Annotated in this window: 24 protein-coding genes; 22 read left to right on the top strand and 2 right to left on the bottom strand. The window is 54.3% G+C overall.

Features of this window, described 5'->3' with window-relative positions; genetic code table 11:
* The first annotated feature begins 2 nt into the window (after window positions 1-2).
* The 4 genes from qcrB to D7Z26_RS03330 all read left to right on the top strand — a co-directional run bounded on the left by qcrB (window position 3) and on the right by D7Z26_RS03330 (window position 3296).
* A complete protein-coding gene (gene qcrB / locus D7Z26_RS03345) occupies window positions 3-674 on the top strand; it encodes a menaquinol-cytochrome c reductase cytochrome b subunit (RefSeq protein WP_120974651.1) in 672 nt (223 codons plus the stop codon).
* Between the two features lie 19 nt (window positions 675-693).
* A complete protein-coding gene (locus D7Z26_RS03340) occupies window positions 694-1569 on the top strand; it encodes a menaquinol-cytochrome c reductase cytochrome b/c subunit (RefSeq protein ID WP_120974650.1) in 876 nt (291 codons plus the stop codon).
* 70 nt (window positions 1570-1639) lie between these two features.
* The gene (locus D7Z26_RS03335; RefSeq protein WP_120974649.1) at window positions 1640-2302 is read left to right on the top strand and encodes a DUF1405 domain-containing protein; all 663 of its coding nucleotides are present in this window, start codon (window positions 1640-1642) and stop codon (window positions 2300-2302) included.
* Window positions 2303-2345: 43 nt separating this feature from the next.
* Window positions 2346-3296: a sporulation protein YpjB gene (locus D7Z26_RS03330; RefSeq protein WP_158602174.1), complete on the top strand. Its 951-nt coding sequence runs from the start codon at window positions 2346-2348 to the stop codon at window positions 3294-3296.
* Window positions 3297-3314: 18 nt separating this feature from the next.
* Here the strand turns inward: D7Z26_RS03330 and D7Z26_RS03325 are convergent, their stop codons facing one another.
* Window positions 3315-4184, bottom strand: a complete 870-nt coding sequence (locus D7Z26_RS03325) for a YitT family protein (protein ID WP_120974647.1) — start codon at window positions 4182-4184, stop codon at window positions 3315-3317.
* Between the two features lie 85 nt (window positions 4185-4269).
* Between D7Z26_RS03325 and D7Z26_RS03320 the strand changes: the two genes are divergently transcribed.
* The 18 genes from D7Z26_RS03320 (at window position 4270) to D7Z26_RS03235 (ending at window position 21715) form a co-directional block, all read left to right on the top strand.
* Window positions 4270-4638, top strand: coding sequence for a nucleotide pyrophosphohydrolase (locus tag D7Z26_RS03320; protein WP_120974646.1), 369 nt, complete (start codon window positions 4270-4272; stop codon window positions 4636-4638).
* A 54-nt stretch (window positions 4639-4692) separates the two neighbouring features.
* Window positions 4693-5241, top strand: a complete 549-nt coding sequence (locus tag D7Z26_RS03315) for a tetratricopeptide repeat protein (RefSeq protein ID WP_158602173.1) — start codon at window positions 4693-4695, stop codon at window positions 5239-5241.
* Between the two features lie 8 nt (window positions 5242-5249).
* Entirely contained in the window at window positions 5250-6053 is an 804-nt protein-coding gene (gene dapB, locus D7Z26_RS03310) for a 4-hydroxy-tetrahydrodipicolinate reductase (RefSeq protein WP_120974644.1), read from the top strand.
* 19 nt (window positions 6054-6072) lie between these two features.
* Window positions 6073-6495 (top strand): methylglyoxal synthase, encoded by a 423-nt coding sequence (locus tag D7Z26_RS03305; protein WP_120974643.1) that lies wholly within the window; start codon window positions 6073-6075, stop codon window positions 6493-6495.
* Complete coding sequence (gene bshB1 / locus D7Z26_RS03300) at window positions 6492-7202, top strand: bacillithiol biosynthesis deacetylase BshB1 (protein WP_120974642.1); 711 nt, start codon at window positions 6492-6494, stop codon at window positions 7200-7202. The genes D7Z26_RS03305 and bshB1 overlap by 4 nt, the downstream gene beginning before the upstream one ends.
* A 48-nt stretch (window positions 7203-7250) precedes the next feature.
* A complete protein-coding gene (gene bshA, locus D7Z26_RS03295) occupies window positions 7251-8414 on the top strand; it encodes an N-acetyl-alpha-D-glucosaminyl L-malate synthase BshA (RefSeq protein ID WP_120974641.1) in 1164 nt (387 codons plus the stop codon).
* A gap of 50 nt (window positions 8415-8464) precedes the next feature.
* A complete protein-coding gene (locus D7Z26_RS03290) occupies window positions 8465-9808 on the top strand; it encodes a CCA tRNA nucleotidyltransferase (RefSeq protein WP_120974640.1) in 1344 nt (447 codons plus the stop codon).
* Window positions 9809-9827: 19 nt separating this feature from the next.
* Complete coding sequence (locus D7Z26_RS03285; RefSeq protein WP_120975007.1) at window positions 9828-10805, top strand: biotin--[acetyl-CoA-carboxylase] ligase; 978 nt, start codon at window positions 9828-9830, stop codon at window positions 10803-10805.
* Between the two features lie 387 nt (window positions 10806-11192).
* Window positions 11193-12062 (top strand): 3-methyl-2-oxobutanoate hydroxymethyltransferase, encoded by an 870-nt coding sequence (panB, locus tag D7Z26_RS03280; protein ID WP_120974639.1) that lies wholly within the window; start codon window positions 11193-11195, stop codon window positions 12060-12062.
* Complete coding sequence (panC, locus tag D7Z26_RS03275; RefSeq protein WP_120974638.1) at window positions 12059-12979, top strand: pantoate--beta-alanine ligase; 921 nt, start codon at window positions 12059-12061, stop codon at window positions 12977-12979. The genes panB and panC overlap by 4 nt, the downstream gene beginning before the upstream one ends.
* Window positions 12964-13347: an aspartate 1-decarboxylase gene (gene panD / locus D7Z26_RS03270; protein ID WP_120974637.1), complete on the top strand. Its 384-nt coding sequence runs from the start codon at window positions 12964-12966 to the stop codon at window positions 13345-13347. The genes panC and panD overlap by 16 nt, the downstream gene beginning before the upstream one ends.
* Window positions 13348-13416: 69 nt before the next feature.
* A complete protein-coding gene (locus D7Z26_RS03265) occupies window positions 13417-14052 on the top strand; it encodes a tetratricopeptide repeat protein (RefSeq protein ID WP_120974636.1) in 636 nt (211 codons plus the stop codon).
* A 47-nt stretch (window positions 14053-14099) separates the two neighbouring features.
* The gene (dinG, locus tag D7Z26_RS03260; protein ID WP_120974635.1) at window positions 14100-16973 is read left to right on the top strand and encodes an ATP-dependent DNA helicase DinG; all 2874 of its coding nucleotides are present in this window, start codon (window positions 14100-14102) and stop codon (window positions 16971-16973) included.
* Entirely contained in the window at window positions 16970-17620 is a 651-nt protein-coding gene (locus D7Z26_RS03255) for a redox-sensing transcriptional repressor Rex (protein ID WP_120974634.1), read from the top strand. Before dinG ends, D7Z26_RS03255 begins: the two co-directional genes overlap by 4 nt.
* A gap of 2 nt (window positions 17621-17622) precedes the next feature.
* A complete protein-coding gene (locus D7Z26_RS03250) occupies window positions 17623-18927 on the top strand; it encodes an amidohydrolase (RefSeq protein ID WP_199731647.1) in 1305 nt (434 codons plus the stop codon).
* A 5-nt stretch (window positions 18928-18932) separates the two neighbouring features.
* Window positions 18933-19445 carry a cell wall elongation regulator TseB-like domain-containing protein gene (locus D7Z26_RS03245; RefSeq protein WP_120974632.1) on the top strand — a complete coding sequence of 171 codons (513 nt, stop codon included), beginning with the start codon at window positions 18933-18935 and terminating at the stop codon, window positions 19443-19445.
* 241 nt (window positions 19446-19686) lie between these two features.
* Window positions 19687-20223: a hypothetical protein gene (locus tag D7Z26_RS03240; RefSeq protein ID WP_120974631.1), complete on the top strand. Its 537-nt coding sequence runs from the start codon at window positions 19687-19689 to the stop codon at window positions 20221-20223.
* Window position 20224: 1 nt separating this feature from the next.
* Window positions 20225-21715: an AAA family ATPase gene (locus D7Z26_RS03235; protein ID WP_407643483.1), complete on the top strand. Its 1491-nt coding sequence runs from the start codon at window positions 20225-20227 to the stop codon at window positions 21713-21715.
* Between the two features lie 64 nt (window positions 21716-21779).
* Here D7Z26_RS03235 and D7Z26_RS03230 read toward each other — a convergent pair whose 3' ends face one another.
* Entirely contained in the window at window positions 21780-23969 is a 2190-nt protein-coding gene (locus tag D7Z26_RS03230; RefSeq protein WP_158602172.1) for an S-layer homology domain-containing protein, read from the bottom strand.
* Between the last annotated feature and the right edge of the window lie 180 nt (window positions 23970-24149).

Genomic DNA, 24149 nt, shown 5'->3' with positions numbered 1-24149 from the left:
CAATGTTCAAAAACATGTATAACTGGATCGACGAACGTCTGGATATTACGCCGATGTGGAGAGATATCGCCGATCACGAGGTGCCTGAGCACGTCAACCCGGCGCATCACTTCTCCGCTTTCGTTTATTGTTTCGGCGGATTGACGTTCTTCATTACCGTCATTCAGATCCTCTCGGGGATGTTTCTGACGATGTATTACGTCCCAGACATTATTAACGCGTATTACAGCGTAGACTACCTGCAGCACCAAGTCGCTTTCGGAGCGATCGTGCGCGGCATGCATCACTGGGGCGCGAGCCTTGTTATCGTAATGATGTTCCTACATACTCTTCGCGTCTTCTTCACCGGCTCTTATAAGGCGCCTCGTGAAATGAACTGGGTTGTTGGAATGCTGATTTTCTTCGTCATGTTGGGCCTTGGATTCACGGGTTACCTGCTTCCATGGGACAACAAAGCGTATTACGCGACGAAGGTCGGTCTGGAAATCGCTGGATCTGTACCTTTCTTGGGCGATTACATTAAGGAGTTAATGAACGGTGGTACGATCGTCGGCGCCCAAACTCTGACGCGCTTCTTCGCAATCCACGTGTTCTTCTTGCCGGGCGTGCTGTTGGCATTGCTTGCGGGACACTTCTTTATGATTCGAAAACAGGGCATTTCCGGGCCGCTGTAAGAGAGAGGAGTGACAAGCGATGGCACATAAACACGATCCAAACGAGAAGATCGTTTTCATAGGCGACTCTCGCGTGCGCAAAAAAGACCACTCGAACGTAGTTCCGCCTGACTATACTGCATTCCCGGGCAAGTCGGAAGCGTTTATTCCGAACTTCTTGCTGAAGGAATGGATGGTTGGAGTCGTCGTTCTAGTAGGCTTCTTGACTCTGGTCATTGCCGAACCGGCGCCGCTCGGTTACCCGGCTGATCCGCTTAACAGCGCGTTTATTCCGATGCCGGACTGGTACTTCCTGTTCCTGTATCAATTGTTGAAATATCCGTACGCTTCCGGAGATTACATCGTGCTTGGTATTCTCGGTCTTTCCGGATTGCCGTTCATCTCCTTGCTGCTTGCTCCTTTCCTCGACACGGGCAAAGAGCGCCGCTTCTACCGTCGTCCGATCGCATCTTCTTTGATGCTCGTGTCGCTCGTCGCGGTTGCTTACCTGACTTGGGTGTCTTGGAATCACTACGAGCACGAGTTGGAAATCAACGGTCAAATTCCGGAGCATATCGAGCGTGAGATCAAAGCGCGCGAAGCCATCGAGAAAGGTTTGCCTCGTCCGGTACCGGGCAGAGAGAAAATCGCCGCGATGGTAGCGGCCGACGATCCGGCATTCACGGAAACGATGACCAAAGCGCAATGTATCGCTTGCCACGGAGCCGAATTGGAAGGCGCGAACGGTCCTACGCTGCGCGGAATCGGAGACGTTCTTAGCAAGGAAGAGCTCGTCGAAACGATTACGAACGGCAAAGCGAACGGAAACATGCCAGCCTTTAAAGACAATCTAAGCACCGAGGAAATCGATAAGATCGCAACTTGGTTATCCAAACAAAAAGCAGAGGCGAAATAATCGTTTCGCCGATCTGCTCTAAACCTGACCGCTATTGGTCAGGTTTTTTTATGAAACAGGGGGAGCGCCAATGTATTGGTTAAAATGGTTTCTATCCCGCAGCATCCTGCTTCACCCCACGACGCTTTTGCTGCTGATGCTGGTCTATATTCCGGGAACGGCATACGGATATTATTGGTATAAGGATCAATTGGCCAGCGTATGGTCGGAGCATCCGGCTTGGCAAATCCCGTTCGTTCCGGACAGTCCGACGGCCTCGTTATTTTTCGCGATCGCGCTGCTCTGGTTATGGATATCGCCTAAGCCGTCCCGGATGGCATGGGTGAATGGCATAAGAGGGGTCGTGGAGGCGCTGGGCGTCGTCACTTCCGTCAAATACGGCGTCTGGGCGACCGCCATCATTTTCGCCGGTCAAGCCCAAGGGGACGTCCTGCAAGGGGAGCATTGGATGCTTATCATCGGGCATTCCGCCATGGCCGTCACGGCTCTCCTTTACGCAAGGTTTTTCAATTTCGGCGGCTTGGCTTTACTTGCCGCGGCGGCTTGGACTTTCTTGAACGATACGGTCGATTATACGTATGGCGTCTACCCATATTTGCCTTGGCAATTGGAAGACGATATTTTCTACGTAGGCTTGTTTACATTCGTACTGACCGCGTTTAGCGTCATGGCAGCCGCGCTGGGGCGGTTCCTCCCGAGCTCGGAGGCGGTGAAGACGGACAAGTCGTTCTAAATGCGGACATCCCCTCATATCCATGGGGTAGGAGGGGATGTTCGTGCTTGGGTTTCATTTGACGTTACGGCGAATCGTACGGATGAAGGTCTTGTTGCCTGGCATGCTGGCGATGATCGCGTTGTTATGCGGCATGCCGAGGGTTAATGCGGACTCGCAACAATCCACGAAGTCACAAGCAGCTTACGCGCGTTTCCTATCGCAAGCTGAGCAACTATATGCTGCGGTTAACGAAGGCAAGCTCGATGTCGCAATGGCCCGTCTAGCCGCCCTTGAGCGTCAATTCCGGAGTTTGCCGATGCAGGGCATCGCAACCGCCGAAGGCATTCACGCTCTGGCGCAGAGCGTTGCGGACATGAAACGGACATCCGTAGCCTTAAAGCCCGATGAAGGGAAATGGAAGGCGGGAGCGGCGGAGCTAAGACTCGCGGCGGACGAGCTGGCTCATCCCGATCGCCCGATCTGGCATACTTATCGGACGGTTTTTCTGAACGATTTGGCCACGCTCGAGGAGGCTATGCCTCTATCGACAGCCCTGCCCGGCCCCGTGCCTGAATCGGTTAACGCAGCAGTCGGTCAATTGGTGGAGCATTATAGAATGATTCGGACAGCTGCATTGCTTCATTCGGAGCCTTGGATCGTCGAAAAAGCGGATTCGTCCGTGCGTTACGCGACCCGGATCGTACAAGGAGAAACCTTAACGCCCGGTTTGCTTCGCGGGATCGTCGCGCCGCTCAGGGAAGCGATCATCGGATTGTTCCCCGGACAGAAGGAAACGTCGGGCGCGCTCGTTCCGCCCCTTCCGATGCCTCCGTCTTGGGGATGGTCGGCGATGATGGGCTCGTTCATCGTAACGGTGCTGACATGGGTTGGCTGGAGACGTTATAAGGTAGAACAAAATACGGGGATAGGTCCAAACAAGAGAAGAGAACCGCTAGATGAGCAAGAAGATGCGGCCGAAAAGTTGTTGAAACGTTGGAAGAACAAGAAATAGACGTCGCGGAGGCTTCCGTTATTCCTCTCGGAAGCCTTCGCCCAATACGTCGTGCACATCGTTGATGACGATAAAAGCCCTCCGGTCGTGTTGACGGACGAGGCTTTTTAATTTGCCGATTTCGAAACGGCTGACGACGCAATAGACGATCGTTTTGTGCTCGCCGGAAAATGCTCCGACAGCCGGCATCAGCGTTACGCCGCGGTCTAGCTCTTTCGTGATTTCCTTCGCCAGCTTTTCCGGCTGACTGCACAAGATGGTAAAGGCTTTGGCCGCATAAGCGCCTTCTTGGATGAAGTCGATGATCTTGGAGGCGATGAACACGCTAACGAGCGTATAGAGCACTTTTTCCTTCGGAATGAAAAGCAAGGAGACGCCGAGAATGAGCACGTCGAGCGAAAGGATAATTTGTCCCATGCTCCAGCCTTTCAGACGGTGCAAGATTCGCGCGATGATGTCGACGCCGCCCGTCGTCCCGCCGGCGCGGAATACGAGTCCTAGACCGATGCCTAGCGTTACGCCCGCATAGAGTACGACAAGGATGAAGTCCTGCTCGGAACGGAACGGAACGAGCCAGCCGTTATCGACGAGCAATTCCGCGATCCAGAGAAATAGGGATAGCATCAATGTCCCGGCAAGCGTATAGACCATCGCGCTCTTGCCGAGCTGACGCCAACCTAGGAGGAACAAGGGAAGATTAATGACCAGCGAAGTAAGCCAGACGGGCAAGTCCAACGCGTAATTCAGCAATACGGCTACGCCGGTTACGCCGCCTTCCATCAATAAATTCGGAATGATGAAATACTGCAGGCCGAACGCGTAAAGCGCCGTTCCGACGACGAGCAAGCTCCAAGTTTTGACGGAGCTCCAGAGACGAGCTTGATTCATGGGACTATTCCTCCAAAAATGCATTTGTTTTCGCATACATCTTACGCTAACATAGGATAGAAACCTTCATGAAAGGAAACGGACGATGTCACAATCTCGCATAGCCGATCTGTCGCTGTCGGAACGCACGCTCGCCGACATTCAACGCGACGTGGATGCATACATCTCGCAATTCAAAGAGGGCTACTTCTCCCCGCTGTCCATGCTTGCCCGCATGACCGAGGAAGTCGGGGAACTGGCTAGGGAAGTCAATCACCAGTTCGGAGAGAAGCCGAAAAAAAAGGACGAGGCCGACAATTCCATCGAGCTAGAGCTTGGAGATATTTTGTTTATCGTAACCTGTTTCGCGAATTCTCTCGGCATCGACTTGACGGAAGCACACCGTAAAGTCATGGAGAAATTCAATACCCGGGACGCCGACAGATGGACGAAGAAGCACACCGATAACGCCTGACCGTCATATGCTGAACTATCCCCATATCCTGCATGAAAGGGAGGGATGGTCGGCATGGACGGGGAAACGTGCCTTCGACAAGCTTACGATGCCATCTTTCAAGGGGATTTCGAATTGGCGGTGCATTGGTTCGGGCAAGCGATCGCGCTTGAACCGGACAACGCGGCGTATCTTTACAGCGGATCCATCACGTGCGCCAGAAGCGGCAAGTTAGCGCTTGCTCTTGCTTACGCCCGTAAGGCCGCGCAATTACAGCCGGACAATCAGGCGTATTCATTGAACCTGCGCATGATCGAATCCAGGCAGCGAATCTCGGATGTCCGCCAATTGTTAGCCGCGCCCGTCCCGGATATCGAGGCTTGCGTCGAGATGCTTAAGGAAGCAGCCCAGCTTGATCCGTTATCCGCCGATGCGAGGCTAATCCTCGGTATTCTATACCGGATGCAACGTAATTACAAGCAGTCGCTCGAATCTTTGCGCGACGCCCTGCAGTTGGAGCCTCAGAACGAAGAAGCCAAACGGCTGCTGCACGAAGTGCGAGCCGAAAGGCGCCGTCTTCTCAAACATCAGTATTCACAATACAATCCGCAAAGGAATAGGTGATCTTTCACATGTCGCAAACGATCAGAGTAGCGGTGGCGGGCGCAACCGGGAGAATGGGACGCGAAGTCGTCAAGATGGTGCTGGAGGATTCAGCGTTGGAACTCGTTGCCGCGATAGCTACGTCGTCAGGCCCCGTTGACGCCGGTACGTTGGTCGGCAAAGCCGATACCGGCGTCCTCGTTTCTTCGTCTCTCGCCGACGCGTTATCGACAAGTCGCGCGGACGTCCTCGTAGACTTCACGAATCCGAAATCCGCGATGCCCAACACGGTGACGGCGCTTGCTCACGGAGTACGCCCGGTCATCGGCACGACGGGGTTCACGCCCGAGCAAATCGTCGAATTGGACAAGCAGTGCCGCGAACAAGGAATCGGCGGGCTGATCGCTCCGAACTTCTCGATCGGAGCCATTCTCATGATGAAATTTTCCGCGATGGCTGCCAAGTATTTTCCCCATGTGGAAATCATTGAATACCATGGCGACCAGAAATTAGACGCTCCGTCCGGTACGTCGATCAAGACGGCGGAATGGATCTCGGAAGCAAGGCAGGAGCTTCGCCAGGGCAACCCGAACGAAGAAGAAGTCCTCGAGGGCGCGCGCGGCGGTTATTATAACGGATTTCGCATACATAGCGTAAGGTTGCCGGGCGTGTTCGCCCAGCAAGAAGTCGTCTTCGGTGCATTCGGGCAAACGCTCAAAATTCGCCACGATTCGTACGATCGCGCCGGTTATATGCCGGGTGTCAACACCGCGATCAAGAAAATCATGAACGTTACCGGAATGATATACGGATTCGAGCACTTCTTAGACTAGCGGAGGAGAGATTGTTCCCATGATAGACATCGCCTTGATCGCCCATGACCGTAAGAAGGATGAGATGGTCAATTTCGCAATCGCATTCGAACACGTATTGAAGGATCATAGATTGTACGCGACGGGTACGACGGGTACGCGCATTATGGAAAACACGTCGTTATCCGTTCATCGTTTCATGTCCGGACCGCTCGGAGGGGACCAACAAATCGGCGCTCGCGTAGCGGAGAACACGATGGATCTTATTTTGTTTTTCCGGGATCCGCTCATGGCGCAACCCCATGAGCCGGACATCATCGCTTTGCTTCGCCTTTGCGACGTGCAAGGCATTCCGGTCGCTACGAACGTGGCCACCGGGGAGTTGCTGATCAAAGCGCTTGAACGAGGGGATTTCGCATGGCGCGAACTCGTACATAAATATAAGCCGGGGATCGAAGAATGAGCGAACGCGCGCCGGTAACGTTGGATTTGCTCGTATTCGCCGCCCATCCCGACGATGCGGAGATCGGCATGGGCGGAACGATCGCCAAGCATGTCCAAGAGGGAAGCAAGGTCGGAATCATCGACCTGACTTATGCGGAAATGTCGTCCAACGGCAACGTGGACACGAGACAGAAAGAAGCGGCGGAAGCTACCGCCGTGCTCGGCTTGACCGTTAGGGATAACCTGGGATTGCCCGACCGGAAATTGTCCGTAGGAGCCCAACAAACCGATCTCATGGTGGCCGCGATCCGCAAGTATCGTCCGCGGATCGTCTTCGCCCCGTATCACGTAGACCGCCATCCGGATCATATTACTTGCAGCCGGATGGCGGAGGAAGCCGTGTTTAACGCCAAGCTGAGGAGGTACATGCCGGATCTTCCGGCCTGGACCGTCGAACAGCTTTATTTTTACTTTATTAACGACGCTCATCCTCCGCAGCTGTTAATCGATATCAGCGACGTTCACGAGACGAAGATGAACGCCCTTAAAGCGTACCGCTCGCAATTCATGCCGGGCGTTAACGAAGGGGATTGGGTAGAGACGCCGCTGACGGGCGCTTATTTGGACAATATCGAAGCGCGGGACAGGCTCCTGGGCCAACCGAAGAAATGGAAATACGCCGAAGGCTTCATCGCCAAAGGTCCGGTTGGGCTTGAACGCTTCTAATGGCGAATAATAAGGGAATATAGTTAGAGGAAGAAAGGAGGAATCGACATGGATCGTCCGCTCAAAATCGGTATCACCTGTTACCCTTCTCTTGGAGGCTCCGGGGTAGTCGCGACCGAGCTCGGTAAATTGCTGGCCGAGAAGGGCCACGAAATTCATTTTATTACTCATAGCATGCCGTTCCGGTTGGGGAAATTCCATCGCAACATCTTCTACCACGAAGTAGAAGTGTCGGATTATTACGTGTTTCGTTATCCTCCTTACGATTTGTCGCTCGCGAGCAAGATGAATCAGGTAGCCCGCCTGCAGAAGCTGGACCTGCTTCACGTTCATTATGCGGTTCCTCACGCGATCTGCGCCATATTGGCCAAGCAAATGGCCGGAGACGGCTTAAAGGTCGTTACGACGCTTCACGGGACGGATATTACGGTGCTGGCGCAGGACGAAACGTTGAAGGACATCATTAGGCTGGGAATTCGCCAGAGCGACGCGGTAACCGCCGTTAGCCGGGACTTGATCAAGGAGACGAGAGAGCTCTTGGACATTCAAGAGCCGATCGATTTAACTTATAACTTCGTGGACAAACGGATTTACTATCCACGCGAGTGTACGGATCTGAGACGGGATTACGCGGAACCGCACGAGAAAGTGCTCATGCACATCTCGAACTTCCGTCCGGTGAAGAGGACGACGGACGTCGTCGACATTTTCGCGAAGGTGAACGCCAAAGTTCCGTCGCGGCTCGTGCTCGTCGGCGAAGGACCGGATTTGCCTAAAATTCAAACGAAAATCAATGCGATGGGATTGTCGGACCGCGTTCATTTTCTCGGCAAACAAGACGACGTGGCTCAAGTCATCTCGATCGCCGATCTGATGCTGCTTCCTTCGGAGAAAGAGAGCTTCGGACTCGTGGCGCTTGAAGCTATGGCTTGCGGCGTGCCGACGATCGGTTCCGTGGCCGGAGGTATCCCCGAGCTCGTGCAGCACGGGAAAACGGGATATTTGTCCCCGATCGGCGATACCGCGGACATGGCGGGTAACGCGCTGAGATTGCTGAACGACGAGAAGCTTTACGCGGATTTCCGGGAAGCTTGCTTACAGCGCGCGCACCACGTGTTCTGCGACAAGCTGATCACGGCCCAATACGAGGAAATCTATTACCGGGTGCTTGGAATGCCGCTGAAAGTGCCCGTACCTGCTTGCAACAATTGAATGCGTGATATAGAGGTCGCCGATCGGGCGGCCGAAGGAAGTGAAGTCGAATGTTTGAATGGATAGAAGAGAACGATATCGTCCGCGACGAAGATCCCTGGTGGATAGAAGGATTGGAGCTTGTCCGTAAGCTTGAGCGAAGCGGATATCAGGCGTATTTGGTAGGAGGCAGCGTAAGGGATCGACTGATGGGTCGCCCTTTGCATGACGTCGATATCGCGACTTCGGCCAAACCCGAGGAAGTTATGGTGCTCTTCGAGAAAACGTTGCCGACGGGATTGCAGCATGGAACGGTCACCGTGATGGAAGGCGGGCGGGCTTTCGAGATTACGACATTTCGCCAAGAAACCGGCTATTCCGATGCGCGGAGGCCGGATTCCGTGACGTTCGTGCATGACGTACGAGACGATCTGGCACGTCGGGATTTTACGTTTAACGCGATGGCGTTCGGTTCCGACGGAACGATCGTCGACCCTTACGGGGGACAGGACGCGCTGCGGGCGGGCGTCGTGCAATGCGTCGGCAACGCAACGGAACGTTTCGGGGAAGACGCGTTAAGAATGCTCCGGGCGATCCGATTCGCGGCGGAGTTCGAATTCGAGCTGTTGCCCGACGTATGGCAGGCGATCATCGGAAACCGGGCCAAGTTAAGGCAAGTGGCCATCGAGCGAGTCAGCTCGGAGTGGGATAAGATGATGGCCGGCCGCGGACCCGAGCAAGCGTGTCACTACTTGTTCAAAAGCGGACTGCTTGGTAACTTGAAGGAAGAGATTCCCGACGCCGTCGTCCATGCCGCCGAGCAATACCGTTTGAATTCTCTTTCCTGGGAGTGGGACAAGTGGGGAGGAGCGTTCTCAGCTTCGGCGGACGGTTTACAAAGCCAACTTGCCAACCTGCCCTTGTTGATTGATCCCGATCTGCGGTGGACCGCTCTGCTGTGCGGGATGGGCATAAGCGAAGAGGACGGACGATTATTATGCCGGGCTCTCCGTTTGAGCGGCAAAAGAGCGGAGCGGATCGCCGGCGTCGTCGGTATGAATGAACAAATAGCCGCTTACGATGAGGAATTCCCTTATGAGGGATGGACCTATGCGGTGCTTGATTACGGCCGGGCGGTAGCATTGGATTGGCTTGTCATGACCGGAGCATGGGACACGGTCTCGGCGGACGAGCGCTCGGAATGGTTAGCGCAATTACCCGTTACGTCGGTATCGGAGCTTAACGTTCGCGGAGATGAGCTTGCGAATGAATTAGGACGGCGTCCTGGCCCGTGGCTTGCCGAGATGCTGCTACGCTTGCTCGAGGAAGTTGCTTTCGGCGAAGTTCCGAACGAGAAGCTTGCATTGCTGGAGGCAGCACGAACGGATATGGAGTCCGAGGGGTATGACGGGTAAGGAACGGAGGGAAAACGAAATGGGCACGATGAGCTTGTTAAGTCTATTGGAAGCCGAAGCAGGTCAATACGTTTCCGGAGAAGAAATCAGCCGGAAGCTGAACGTGAGCAGAACCGCCATCTGGAAGCAGGTGCGTAAGCTTGAATCGGACGGCTACAAGATCGACGCGGTACCCCGTCTCGGTTACCGCTTAACCGGCAAGCCGTCACGGTTGTCTCTGCAAGAGCTGCTTCCGAAGCTTCAGACGAAACGATTCGGAAGACAAATTAAGCTGTTGGAAACCGTCCCCTCGACGCAAGACGAACTGCGAAAGCTTGCCGAGGAAGGCGCGGAGGAAGGTACGCTCGTGATCGCGGAGCAGCAGACGAAGGGGCGCGGCCGCATGGGACGTTATTGGGTGTCCCCGGCGGGCAAAGGAGTATGGATGAGCTTGTTGCTCCGTCCTCCGGTTCCTTTGCCGCTTACCCCGCAGTTGACGTTGCTTGCCGCAGTTGCGCTTAGCCGTGCGATCTCGCGTATCGTTCCTTTGGAGATCGGGATCAAGTGGCCGAACGATCTGCTCGTCGGCGGCAAGAAAATCAGCGGAATCCTGCTTGAATCGGCCGCGGAGGACGAGCGTTTGCGTTACGTAGTCGTAGGTATGGGGATTTCGGTGAATCTCGATGCGGAAGATTACCCGGAGGAGCTGCTCGAGAAAGCCGTTTCTCTGAAAATGGCGGCAGGCGCTCCGGTTAACCGCAGCGAGCTCGTAGCGTCCATTCTCGTCGAATTCGAACTCTTATATGATCTTTTTCTTGAGCAGGGCTTCGCGCCGATCCGTACGTTATGGGAGGCGCACTCCGTTACGCTCGGCCACCTGACGACGCTGTTCACGCCTCAGGAGGCCATCGAAGGCATACCGAGAGGGCTCGACGATATGGGCGGTCTCAAAGTGGAAATGGCCGATGGAAGCTTGCGCACGGTATATTCGGCGGAAGTCGGCGTCAGACAAGAGTAGTAGGCTGTAGCTTTCACTGCTTCCGGCGGGCCGGAAGCAGTGTAGTACGTTTGCAGCGTGCTAATCGGTAGTTTGGCGGTCGATCCTTCTACGGAGCTGTCCGTTCATAGACGTCGCTTGCGAATTCTGTTATAATTTCTGTGCATGGTGGTATTGCTTTGAGCAAACCGCACTTGCATGGAAGTATTAATCTAGCATGAAACGCAGTGAAGCATGTAACAGTAATTGAATACCGTCAATGATTCGCGGCGGATTCTGCTCTGAGCCGAAAGGACCGAGACAGAAGGACGTGAAGGGCGTTCTATGTTGAATGGGAACCTTTTTTGCTCATGGGCGAAATAGGTTTTTTTTGTTGCTACATCCTGTCATTCCTAGGAGGAACTCCCCATGAAACAAGCATTGACCGTACCGCGCTTAAGGGCGATGAAGAGCCAGAAAAAACCGATCGCGATGCTGACGGCCTACGATTATCCGTCAGCCATGCTGGCGGAAGAAGCGGGCGTGGACATCATTCTCGTCGGAGATTCGCTCGGCAATGTCGTGCTTGGATACGATACGACCGTTCCCGTCAAGCTTGAAGACATGATTTATCATACGCGTGCCGTCGTTCGCGGAGCGCCAGGCACGATGATCGTCACCGATATGCCGTTCGCGACGTACCGTCTGGGTCCGGAATCTACGCTACGCAATGCGGCCAGAATCATGCAAGAAGGTGGAGCGCATGCGGTGAAGCTGGAAGGCGGCGAGGAACTCGCCGACGAAATCCGGCTGCTGACCTCGGCAGGCATCCCCGTGGTAGGCCATATCGGTTTGACCCCCCAATCGGTGCTTCAGATCGGCGGATACCGGGTTCAAGGCAAGAGCAGTCAGGAAGCGGAGAAGATGCTTGCGGACGCGAAAGCGTTAGAGCAAGCCGGAGCCTCAGCCATCGTGCTGGAGCTCGTTACGGAGGAGCTGGCGGCCGCAGTGACGCATTCCATCGGCATTCCGACGATCGGAATCGGCGCGGGCCGCGGATGTGACGGCCAAGTGCTCGTCTATCACGACGTGCTTCGTTACGGCTCCGGTATTCGCGATAAGAAAATGGTCAAAAGCTACGCCAATATCGGCGATACGATTCGTAATGCACTCACGGAATACGTGGAAGAAGTAAGAACGAAGGCGTTCCCCGAAGAGAAACATTCTTTCCCCATGGATTCGTCGCAATCGCAATCTTCGGGCTTGGGAACCAAGCTGTACGGAGGAGAAGGCAAATGAAGACAAATCCGAAAATCGTTCGCAAAATCGCCGAATTAAGGAGCGAAATCGCGAATTTCAAGCAACGGGAATCGGGCAAGGCCGACAGCACCGTCGGATTCGTTCCGACGATGGGATATTTGCATGACGGCCATGCAAGCTTGATCCGCCAGTCCGCTACCGATAACGGATTGACCGTACTTAGCATATTCGTGAATCCGATTCAGTTCGGTCCCGGAGAAGATTTGGATAAGTATCCTCGTGACGAGGAACGCGATATTCGCGTAGCTTCCGATTCGGGAGCGGATATCGTCTTTCTTCCGTCCGTCGAAGAGATGTACCCGCGTAGGAGGGTAACGACGGTTACCGTGGACGACGTGACCGACAGGTTATGCGGCGCTAGCCGTCCCGGGCACTTCGACGGAGTCGCGACGGTCGTCGTGAAGCTGTTCAACATCGTTCAGCCCGATCGCGCCTATTTCGGGCAGAAGGACGCTCAGCAGGTCGCCGTGATCGAACGGATGACGCAGGACTTGAACATTCCGGTCGAAATCGTGCCATGCCCGATTCTGCGGGAAGAGGACGGACTGGCGCTAAGCTCACGCAACGTGTATCTTAGTCCGGAGCAAAGGCAAGAAGCGCTCGTTCTGTCGAAGTCGCTCGCCCGCATACCCGAATGGATCGCGGAAGGCATGAACGCAACGCGGCTCATCGCCAGCTTGAAGGATTTTATCGGGCAATCGCCCCTCGCGGATATTGATTACGTCGATGTATTGACGTATCCTGATCTAAGTCCTCCGGATGGCGACATGCCGCTATTCGAAACAGATTCCAACCTTCTAATCGCTGTTGCCGTGCGTTTCGGCCGTACACGATTGATCGACAACCGATTGCTTAAACCAACGGAAGTAGGTGCTTATATATGTTCCGCCAAATGATGAAAGCCAAAATACATCGCGCGACGGTTACGGAAGCCAACTTGAATTACGTGGGCAGCGTAACGATCGACCAGGATTTGCTCGAGTTGGTCGATATTTTACCCGACGAGAAAGTACAGATCGTAAACAATAACAACGGAGCCCGATTCGAGACGTACGCGATTCCCGGCCCGCGAGGTTCCGGCGTAATTTGCCTGAACGGAGCGGCGGCGAGACTCGTGCAGCCCGGAGATCAAGTCATTATCATCAACTACGGATTAATGAGCGACGAGGAAGCCCGTCGCCACCATCCGCGGGTCGCGATTATGAACGAACGCAACGAAGTTGTCAAATTGTTGGCGGAAGAGCCTCATTCGACCGTTTTGTAACACGTATGAAACCACTCCCCGAAACGCAGAATGACAGTACGGTTTTACTGCGACAAGGGGGAACGATCGATGATTCGGCAATGGTTCGAGACAATGAACGAAGTACTGGACGATCTCATCCTACGTTATCCGACGGCATCTAACGGAGAAAAAATCGCGCTTCAGCAACAATGGGACATGCTCAAAACGCTAAGTGATGATATTATTGAGTCATGGTTGCAATTCGAAGACAAGATGGGCGCTTTCCGGGAACTGCAACAACAATCCACGGCCTCGCTCGATGCGCAGAAGCTACTCGGACCATTCGTTAAAGGCCAGGGTTACTTTAAGCTCCATATGTTCAAGCATGCCTCGGAACAGATGGAGGAAGCGATCGCCATCTATCCGGATATGCTCTCCGCGCGCATGTTTCTGGCCATGTCCCGTATGCATCTCAAGCAATGGAGCGAAGCGCAGCGGCATTTTCAACTGATTGCTGCCATTGCCGAGGAGAATCGGCTCCAAGCGATCGCGTTAAACGCCTTAGGTTGCATACAGGCTATCAACGCTCATCTGGAACAAGCGCAATGTTATTTTCTTAAAGCGTTGGAAGCCGATCCCGGATTCAAGGATCCTAAGCTGAATCTGGAATCCGTAAGATTAGGAAACGGACAAATGCAGCTGCAGTTCGGCAGCGCGGAGCTTCAGACGATGGTTCAGGTCTAATTGCAATTATTTTCTGTTCTGCGCGCCGGAAGGAAAGGAAGTCTGGAATGAAATTTGCCGTGCTCGATTTCGAAACAACGGGCATGTCGTCCGATAAAGATGAAATCATACAAACGGGACTCGCGCTTATCGACGAAGCGGGTACCGTTTGTTCCGCGTATGCGAGCTTTGTTCGTCCCGGCAATCCGATTCCCGCGGAAATTACCCGTTTGACGGGAATTACCGACGAAGAGGTAGCGAATGCGCCGGAAATGGAAGATATGCTTAACGCCATCGTACCCTTGCTGCAGGACGCGGTGCTTGTAGCGCACAACGTTGAATTCGACGCGGGTTTCCTGCAAGCCGCCCTCGACAGGAGCGGTTATTTGCCCTTCACGGGCAGAATGCTCGATACGGTTGAGCTGGCACGGTTGGTTTTCCCTACGCAACCCTCGTTCGCTCTTACATCGCTTACGCAGGCTTTTGGCATCGCGCATGAAAACCCTCATCGGGCGGACTGCGATGCATTGGCGACGGCGGAACTTTTCCGATTATGCCTGGAGAAGCTACGGATGCTTCCTCTATTTACCCTGCAACGATTAAACGGCATGTTCGATCCGGAAGCCAGCGACCTCGGCTGGTTGATTTCCCATGTCGCGGCTTGGAGGGAAACCCAGCCGTTCCTCTCGGAAGAAGGTTTGCATCATTTCCGCCAATTCGCGATGAACGTCGGAGATTGGAGCGAAGAAGCCCCGCAGGATCGCAACGATCTTCTCGAAGATATGGATTTCGACGCGTATATGGAAGCCGTACAAAATAACCTGAAGACGATGTTCCCGGCTTACGAAACGAGGGAAGGCCAGGACATCATGTTTAAGGAAGTGTTCGGCGCCCTGCAAGACGACGCGCATCTGCTCGTCGAAGCGGGTACGGGTACGGGAAAATCGTTAGGATATTTGTTGCCTTCTCTCTATTATGGTCTGAAAGAAGACAAAAAAGTCGTCGTAAGTACGCATACGATTCAATTGCAGGAACAACTTCGAGAACGGGATTTGCCGCTGCTGCAGCAAGCATTGCCGATGCCATTCCGCGCATCGGTGTTCAAAGGGCGGAGCAATTACTTATGTTTGCGGAAGTTCGAGAATCGCCAGCAAATTCCCGAGCACGCTTTCAGCCGCGAAGAAGCCGTCGTTCGCGGGGGAATGACCGTCTGGCTCGGCGAAACGACCAGAGGCGAAGCCGAGGAGCTTAACGTGGGCGGTCGGAACAAGGAAGAGTGGGATGCGGTTGCCAGCGATACGGCGTCATGCTTGAATCGCGCTTGCCCTTGGTTTAAGAGATGTTTCTATCATCGCGCCAGGCAAGATGCCGGCAAAGCGGATTTGATTATTACGAATCATGCGCTGTTGTTTACGGACATGCGAGCCGATCACCGACTGCTTCCCGCGTACGACCGGTTAATCGTCGACGAGGCCCATCATCTCGAAGAGGTGGCGAGCAACCATCTCGGTCAGAAGACGGGACATTCCACGCTGATCGTTCCGATGCAACGCCTGTGGAAAGACGCGAAAACGGGCTTGCTTCCTCAGTTAATCGGAGCCGTTGCATCGCTTGGTTCCACGGAATCGTCCGTATGGGCGGAGAAGCTGGAGCTGATCGTGCCGAAGGTTCACGAAATCCGGGATGCTTGGGAACGTTGGATGGACGCTTTATACGGGTTGCTCGCTTCGAACGCAGCGGCGGACGAGACAGGAAATCTGTCTTACCGGTTAAAGCCGAACCAATTGCCCGAACAATGGGAAAGCCTATCCGTAGACGGCAACAATGTCATCCAGCTCTTATCGGACATTATCCGGCCGCTAGAGAAGCTGACGGTCGAAATCCGCGAAGAGGCGGACGAGCTCAGCATGCAAGGCCTGCTTACCGATCTGAGCGGTGTGTTGAAGGATCTCTCGAACGTCAGGTCGGACACGCAGTCTTTCGTCGCGCTTGGCAAGCCCGAATTCGTCTATTGGGTAGAAGGGCATTCCCAATATCGGGGAAGATCGATATGGATCTACGGCGTACCGGCGGACGTCAGCGGACTGCTGAAGGAAGGCGTCTTCGATCGCAAGGCGAGCGTCATCATGACTTCCGCGACGCTTACGATCGACAAATCGTTCCGTTACGTGACGGAACAACTAGGCTTGGACGATGCGGAGAAGGGCGGACGACTGAAAACCGCCATGCTGCCGTCTCCGTTCAAGTATCGCGAGCAAGCGCTCGTGCTTATTCCCCGGGACTTTCCCGGCATTAAGGGTAAAGACGGGGAAAAAGCGTTCTTAAACGCGCTAACGGATTCTTTGGAAGAAATGGCGCGGACCGTCGGCGGAAGAATGCTCGTCTTGTTCACGTCGCATCGCATGCTAAAGACTGTGTACGGTCCTCTAAAGGAACGGTTGGAGACGAGCGGAATCCAAGTGCTCGGGCAAGGGCTGGACGGTGGAAGCCGAAGCCGTCTTACCCAGCAATTCGTTAAGCAGCCGGCTTCCGTTCTGCTTGGGACGAGCAGTTTCTGGGAAGGTATCGATCTGCCCGGCGACGCGCTCACGTGTTTGGCTATCGTGCGATTACCGTTCCAGCCTCCCAATCATCCGGTAGCGGAAGCCAAATCGGAGAAACTGCAGGCGGAAAATAAAAATCCGTTCATGAAACTTTCGCTGCCGCAAGCCGTCATTCGATTCAAACAAGGTTTCGGCCGATTGGTTAGGACTTCTACGGATAGGGGAATCGTTATTTTGTACGATACGAGGGTCATCGATACGAATTACGGCAAATACTTTCTGTATTCGCTACCCGGCCCTAAAATGGAGCATTTGCCTACGGTCGCGATGGCTGACAGAGTCCGATCGTGGCTTCAGCCCGTAAGCTCAGAGGAACAGGGAGAGGGGGAGACTTCATGAAGCCGATTAAAATATCCGAAGCCGTCGTTAGGAGATTGCCGATTTATTTGCGCTTTCTTAACGAGTTAAGCTTAAGCAATATTCAAACCGTATCCTCTCAGGATTTGGGGGAAAAGCTGGATCTCAATCCGGCGCAAATCCGCAAGGATCTGGCCTATTTCGGCGAGTTCGGCCGTAAAGGCGTCGGTTATAACGTCGATTATCTGATCGAGAAAATCCGTCAAATTCTTAAGCTCGACAAGACGATGTACGTCGCTTTGGTCGGCACGGGCAACTTGGGACGGGCATTATGCAATTATAATACGTATATTAAAGACAATATGAAAATCGTCGCCGTCTTCGACGCGGACGAAAGCAAAAAAGGGACGCAAATCAACCATATGACCGTACGGCCGATGCAGGAGCTTTCCGCTTCCGTACAGCAATTGGACATATCGGTAGGAATCATTACGGTTCCGGCTCCGGAAGCCCAGAACGTCGCGGATCAATTCATTGCCGCAGGCATTCGCGGACTGCTGAATTTCGCGCCAGTCGTGCTTAAAGCCGTGCCCGGCGTGAGAATACACAATGCGGATTTCACGGCGGAATTGCTAAGCCTTGCCTACTATATGGATCATATTAATGAAGCTAAGGAAGGTGACGAATAGAAATGACTCGTCTGCTAATCAATCAAGGATATTTCGTCACGATGGATGAATCGCAGCTTCAATTTCGCGGTTGGATGGCGGTAGAAGAAGGCAAAATCGTCGGTTTGGGCGAAGGGGAAGCGCCTCAGTCGGAGCTTGCTCAAGCGACCGAAACCATGGATGGCCGCGGATTGCTGTTCATGCCGGGATTAGTCAATACGCATGGCCATGCCGCAATGTCCTTGCTCCGCGGCTTGGCGGACGATCTTGCGCTGCAGGATTGGCTGCAAAATCATATGTGGCCGACCGAAGCGAAGTACACGGGAGACGACGTCTACTGGGGCTCCGCGCTTGCCGCGGCCGAGATGATCAAGAGCGGTACGACGACTTTCGTCGATATGTACGATCATATGCACCGCGTTGCCGAAGTCGTGGAACAATCCGGGATGCGCGCCAGCTTGACGCGCGGGGTTATCGGGTTGTGTCCGGAGGACGTGCAAAAGGCGAAACTTGCGGACGCGATTCAATTCGCGAAGGACTGGCACGGCGCGGCGGACGGACGCATTAGCGTCATGATTTCCCCGCACGCTCCTTATACTTGCCCTCCGGATTATATCGAGAAGTTCGTGGAAGCGGCTCATGATTTGGATTTGCCGATGCATACTCATATGTCGGAGACGATCGCGGAAGTCGAGCAGAATGTAAGAGACTACGGCTATCGTCCGGTAGAGCATCTCGACCGTCTGGGGATGTTCAGCCGTCCGACGCTCGTTGCGCATGCCGTTCATCTTAACGATGAGGAAATCGCGTTGCTAGCCGAACGAAACGTCGCCGTGTCGCATAACCCTGTGAGCAACCTTAAGCTTGCCAGCGGCGTGGCGAGAGTGCCCGAATTGCTGAAAGCCGGGGTCACGGTGTCTCTGGGAACGGATAGCGCGGCTAGCAACAATAATCTCGATCTTTTCCAAGAAATTACGATGGCCGCTTTGCTTCACAAAGGAGTTTCCGGCGATCCGACCGTCATTCCGGCAGTGGAAGCGCTGCGAATGGGTACGACGTACGGAGCTCGCTCGATCGGCTTGCAAGGGGTAACGGGACAATTGAAGGAAGGACTGAAAGCGGACTTCATCGCGTTGTCGCTCGCCCAACCGCATTTTGTCCCGCATACCGATTACGTTTCGCATTTGGCGTATGCCGCCAGAGGCTCCGATGTTGCCCACGTTTGGGTCGACGGCAAACAATTGCTTAGGGACGGCAAGCTTCTCACGTTGGACGAAGAGAAAATTCTCGCGGAAGCGGAGCGTTGTTTCCGTAGGTTAAGGGGATGATTCTGATGCGCAGCGGGGGACCCAAAAAGCTCCCGTCCCTCTCTCTCGTGAAATGGATATTTCTCGTGACCGGATTCGTCGCGTTCGTACTCGTATCGTTTTTCCTGTACGTGCGATCTTCGGATTCGGAATACCGCAACGCCGAAAATAACGCCATTCGGATCGCGAAGGAGCAAGGGGGCTTGACCAGTATTTCCGACGCGGCATCCCACACGTGGGACGAGACGGTGTGGGTCGTGTCGGGCAAAGACGCCGATGGCGAACCGTGGATGATATTCGAACGCGCGAACGAAATCGTGCGCGAGAAAATGAGCGAGAATCTATCGCGAAAGCAAATGCTGGCGCAATTCGGCCTTGAGCACGAGGGAACGCCGATCCGGATCATTCCCGGCTGGTTTAAGGATGCGCCGGCATGGGAGATCCGTTACTGGACCGGAACCGATAAGCAACGACAATCGCTCGATTTCTACTCGCTGGAGAACGGTACGTTGCTCAAAACGTTCGTATTATCCAGTTAAACGACCGCGAGTTAGCAATCGCAAAAAAACGCCGAAAGGCGTTTTTTTTGTTGACGTTTAACCAATTGGTTGTCTTACCATCTATTTAATAGCGATTCGTCTATCGAATGCTGATATACTGATAGATGTACTCAGCTGATGGATTCGGCAATTCGAGACGTGAGTTTGACCATATTCGACCATTACGTACAAGTCCCGATCGCGATAGATCATCATTAACAACTTGGAGGGGATCGGCTGTATGAAAAAAATAAAAATATTACCGATTACGATAACGGCGGCGTTAACGGCCGCAATACTGTTCGGAGGATGGTTCGCCTATCGCCATTACGGCGTGGAGCAACCGTTAGACCGCGTAGCGAATGCGGTTCCGGGCGTACAATCCGCGAAAGTAATCATGTCGACGGGTTCCGTAAAAGTAGACGTAAAGCTCGCTCCGGACGCAAATCTCGGCGACGTATATCGGCAGATCAAGCAAAACGGAGCGGGAGAGATCGGCAGCAAGGATCTTGAACTCGCGCCGACGGCATCCGGTAACGCCAGACTGGACAAGGCTTGGAGTTACGCGTTGTTCGACGTCGCGGAGTCGATGGAGAACCACAAGTATTCCGGAGTTCGCGACGCGATGGACTCGCTGTCCAAACAGTTTCCGGGCGTGACGGCAACGACGGACATGGATGATAACAACGTGTATATCTCGATGCGGGACGGAAACGCGGCGAAGTTCATCGTGCTGCCGCGCCAGCCCGCAACGTTAGGAGCGTGGCCAAATGCGTAAAATAAGCAATTACGGTATGGAAGTGGCGATAGGCGCAATATTCGTCGTGCTCGTGTTCCTATTGTACGTCGGATTGCCGCCGGCCATTCTGGTAATGGGCTTGCTGATGTTCGGCGCGATATTCCTGTTCACTCGTTCGCGAGGCGGCCTGGCGATGGGAGCCGCAGGCAAGAAGGCGGCGACCCGCAAGCCCGAATTCCTTACGTTCGAGGACATCGGCGGCCAAGAACAGCCGAAGCGGGAACTGACGGAAGCGCTCGACTTTCTGGTGCACCGTGAGAAAATTCAGAAGCTCGGCATTCGCCCGCTCAAGGGTATTTTATTGACGGGCCCTCCGGGAACCGGTAAAACATTACTAGCCAAAGCGGCAGCCCAATATACCCATTCCGCATTCATCGCCGCGTCGGGTAGCGAATTCGTGGAGATGTACGTCGGCGTCGGCGCGGGCCGTATCCGGGATTTGTTCAAGGAAGCCCGTCAGCAAGCTTTGAAATTAAAACGCGATAGCGCGATTATTTTCATCGACGAGATCGACGGGATCGGCGGCAAACGCGACGGCGGCCAGCATCGGGAATACGACCAGACGCTTAACCAGTTGTTGACCGAAATGGACGGCGTTCAAGGAGACGAGAGCGTTCGCGTGCTTTTGATCGCCGCGACGAACCGCAAAGAGCTCCTGGATTCGGCATTGCTGCGTCCCGGTCGTTTCGACCGCCAGATTCAAGTGGACTTGCCGGACAAGTCGGCCAGAGAACATATTTTGCGACTGCACGCCCGCAATAAGCCGCTCTCCCCGGACGCGTCGCTCGGCAAAGTCGCCGAAGAGACTTTCGGATTTTCCGGGGCGCAGCTCGAGAGCGTGATGAACGAAGCGGCCATCTACGCTATGCGCGAGCAGTCCGAAACGATCGGAAGCGAGCATCTGTCCCAAGCGATCGACAAGGTGATGATGGGCGAACGGATGGACCGCGAGACGACGCGCGAAGAACGCGAACGCGTTGCGATCCACGAACTCGGCCATGCGATCGTCGCCGAGAACGTGCGGCCCGAGAGCGTCGCGCAAGTGTCTTTGACGCCGCGCGGTCAAGCGCTCGGCTATGTTCGTCACCATCCGCAGCAAGACAGTTATCTGTACACGCTGGAGTTCCTTGAACAGCAGATCATGATCGCGTTAGGCGGCGCCGTAGCCGAGGAAATTTTCTACGGCGGGCGCAGTACCGGATCTCGCGGAGACTTTGACCAAGCGACGAACATCGTGAGGACGATGATCGAATCGGGCATGTCCGATTTGGGAATCGTGCACCCCGAAGCTTTGACGCAAGAGCAGTGGTCGGAAGAAAACGGCAAAATCCTCGAAGAACTGACCGGCCGGACGAGAGCGCTTCTCGGCAAGCATAAAGAGACGTTCGAGCATCTGCTCGCGCATCTCATCAGCGAGGAAACGTTGACCGGCGAGCAGCTTCGCCGTCAAATCAAACTTCAAGCCGCTTAAGCACGTAAAAAAGAGCCTTCGGAATCCAACGTGATTCCGAAGGCTCTTTCGCATGTTGTTTACGTTAACGGACGAGCTGTTCCGTCCGATCTTCCATTTTCTCGTAGGCGTGATCCTGGGACGCTTCTTCGATGTCCTTGAACGCCCAGTAGCCGGTAGCAACGTCCTTCCACGAAGGCGTCACTACTCCTTGCAGCGGACCGCGGTTCGCGACCCGGTTGAAGATCGTCACGGCTTCGGCGCGCGTTACCGTTTGATTCGGCTTAAAGCTTCCGTCCGGATAGCCTTTCATGAATCCCGCTTGGGCGGCTTGGGCGATGGCGCCCGCGGCCCAAGTGCCGTCGACGTCGGCGAAACGAACGACCGAAGCTTCCGTCTTGCCGGTTAACTTGGCCAACCTGGCAAGCATCGCCGCCATTTCCGCGCGCGTAATGTCCCCGTTCGGCTTAAAGCTGCCGTCGGTATAACCGATCATAAGCCCGTTGGACGCGGCGAAGCGAATTTCCGCGCTCGCCCAGAAGTTTGAGGCGACGTCGGAGAAGGCGATGACTTTCCCATCCGCGTAACGATCTTGTAGCAACCGGTACAAAATCGCGGCGATCTCCGATCGGCTTACCGCTTGCTCCGGTTTGAACGAGCCGTCGGCGTACCCTTTCATGTAAGCGGAATGCTTGCCTTGGGCGCCGCTTCCGCCATCGGCAAGCAAAATCTCCGACAGGTTGTCCGCGTGAACGATCGTGAACGTACTGAATTTCAGGACGGTGAACGAGAGGCCGAGCCTGCCGCCCGGCAGTGTCGCGATGGCCGGTCTCACCAATTTCCGTTCCCCGTCGCTATGCTCGATGAAGATGCCGAGATCTTTCAAATAGGCTTCTTGCTCCCTCGGGTCGCTCGGCAGCCAGGATTGGTCCAACGGCAATGTCAGTGCGACTTCGCGACTTTTCATGTTCGTTTCGATCGACATCGGGCGGCCGACGACTTTAACGTCCTCGTTCCCAAGCGCGTTCTTGACGATCTGTTCCTTCCGGGCGCGCGCTTCGACTTCTTGGCGTTCGTCTTCCTTCTTGATCGGAACGAGGTGGAAATAAAGGTCTTCTGACAATCCGGACAACGAACCGTTTGGGATCGTGACGATGCCGTTGTTCGTGTAAATCTCGAGATTCAGTCCGCTGCTCGAGATGGCGCGGAGAGTACCCGCTGGCAGCTCCAAACGAAGCTCGGATACTTCGTCCTTGGCATCCGGAATGACGATGCGAACGGCTTTCGCCCCGTCGTCTTTCAATTTGGCGATCGTCTCCGCCGCATTGTCGGGCGAGAAGGAGACGAAGTCGCTTTTAGTGCCGTCTGGCTTGGTCGTGCGTGTGATTTTCGTTTGGGCGATTTTTCCTTGCGTACCGCCTTCGACGTCGGCAATGACGGTCTCGGTCACGGGTCCCGTCGGCGTCGAGCTGCCGGAAGAAGGCGGATCAGTCGGATCGGTCGGCGTTACGGGCTCGTTCGCGATCGTCGTCTTGTGTATCGTACTGGTCATATTTGAAGCGTATAAAAACCCGTCGGGCAGAAATGCCAGACCGCTTGACGCGATTTCGGGTATCTCGGAAACGAGGTTATTCGGGGTGTTTTTGAACAAGCTGCCGTATTCCGTCAACAGATAAGCATTGCCGTCGGAAGAAATCGCGACGCCGTTCAGGAAAGTCGTAAATCCGGAAATCCATTCGGTAGCTTCGGATTGTCCGGGCTCGATTTTGTAGACGCTTGCGAATTCGGAGAAGACCGGTCCGAAATAATTCATGATGAAGATAAGGTTATCGACTTTGTCGAACGTTAACCCATATAGGTAACGGTCGCCGCTACCTGGTGCCGTATAAGCTGCCGAGGCGTCGTTCTGAGAAGCGGTCCCGTTCACGATATCGGTTGCGGAAATTTTGTAAATGCGGATATCGCTATCCAGTGTGTAGAACAAATCGCCAGCGGCGTTCAACGCTACCGTCATGACGCTCGTGTATTCAGGAAAGACGACTACGTCGGATACCGTACCCGTAGCGAGGGAAGTTCTGGTGATTTTGTCATACGTCCGGCTAGCGGCATACACGTATCCGTCATGATAGGCGATGCCCCGCGTATCCCCAACGGACAGAATCGTATCCGCGGGCGCCGCATGGCTATCTTTCACGGGAATAACGGATAGGCACGCGAACGCGAGGAACGCGCACAAGGTAATGAGGAAAAACCGCTTGCTCTTTTTCGATAACATATTATGCCTCCTACAATGATGATTAGCCGATTGGGCTATTCTCCCATTCGACATTTTTCTACACAATTATAGGAGCAAAGCACTTAACAAATTATGAACATCCGGGATTTTACCGTCGTCCGATTCGCGAATTTTTTGACGAGCCGCAAGAAAATACGAGGAAAATATGATAGCATTGAA

Origin of the sequence: Cohnella endophytica (genome assembly GCF_003628305.1) — a bacterium.
Lineage (GTDB): Bacteria > Bacillota > Bacilli > Paenibacillales > Paenibacillaceae > Cohnella > Cohnella endophytica.
The sequence above is the reverse complement of the archived record's forward strand: the minus strand, read 5'-3'. Positions and strand labels throughout refer to the sequence as shown.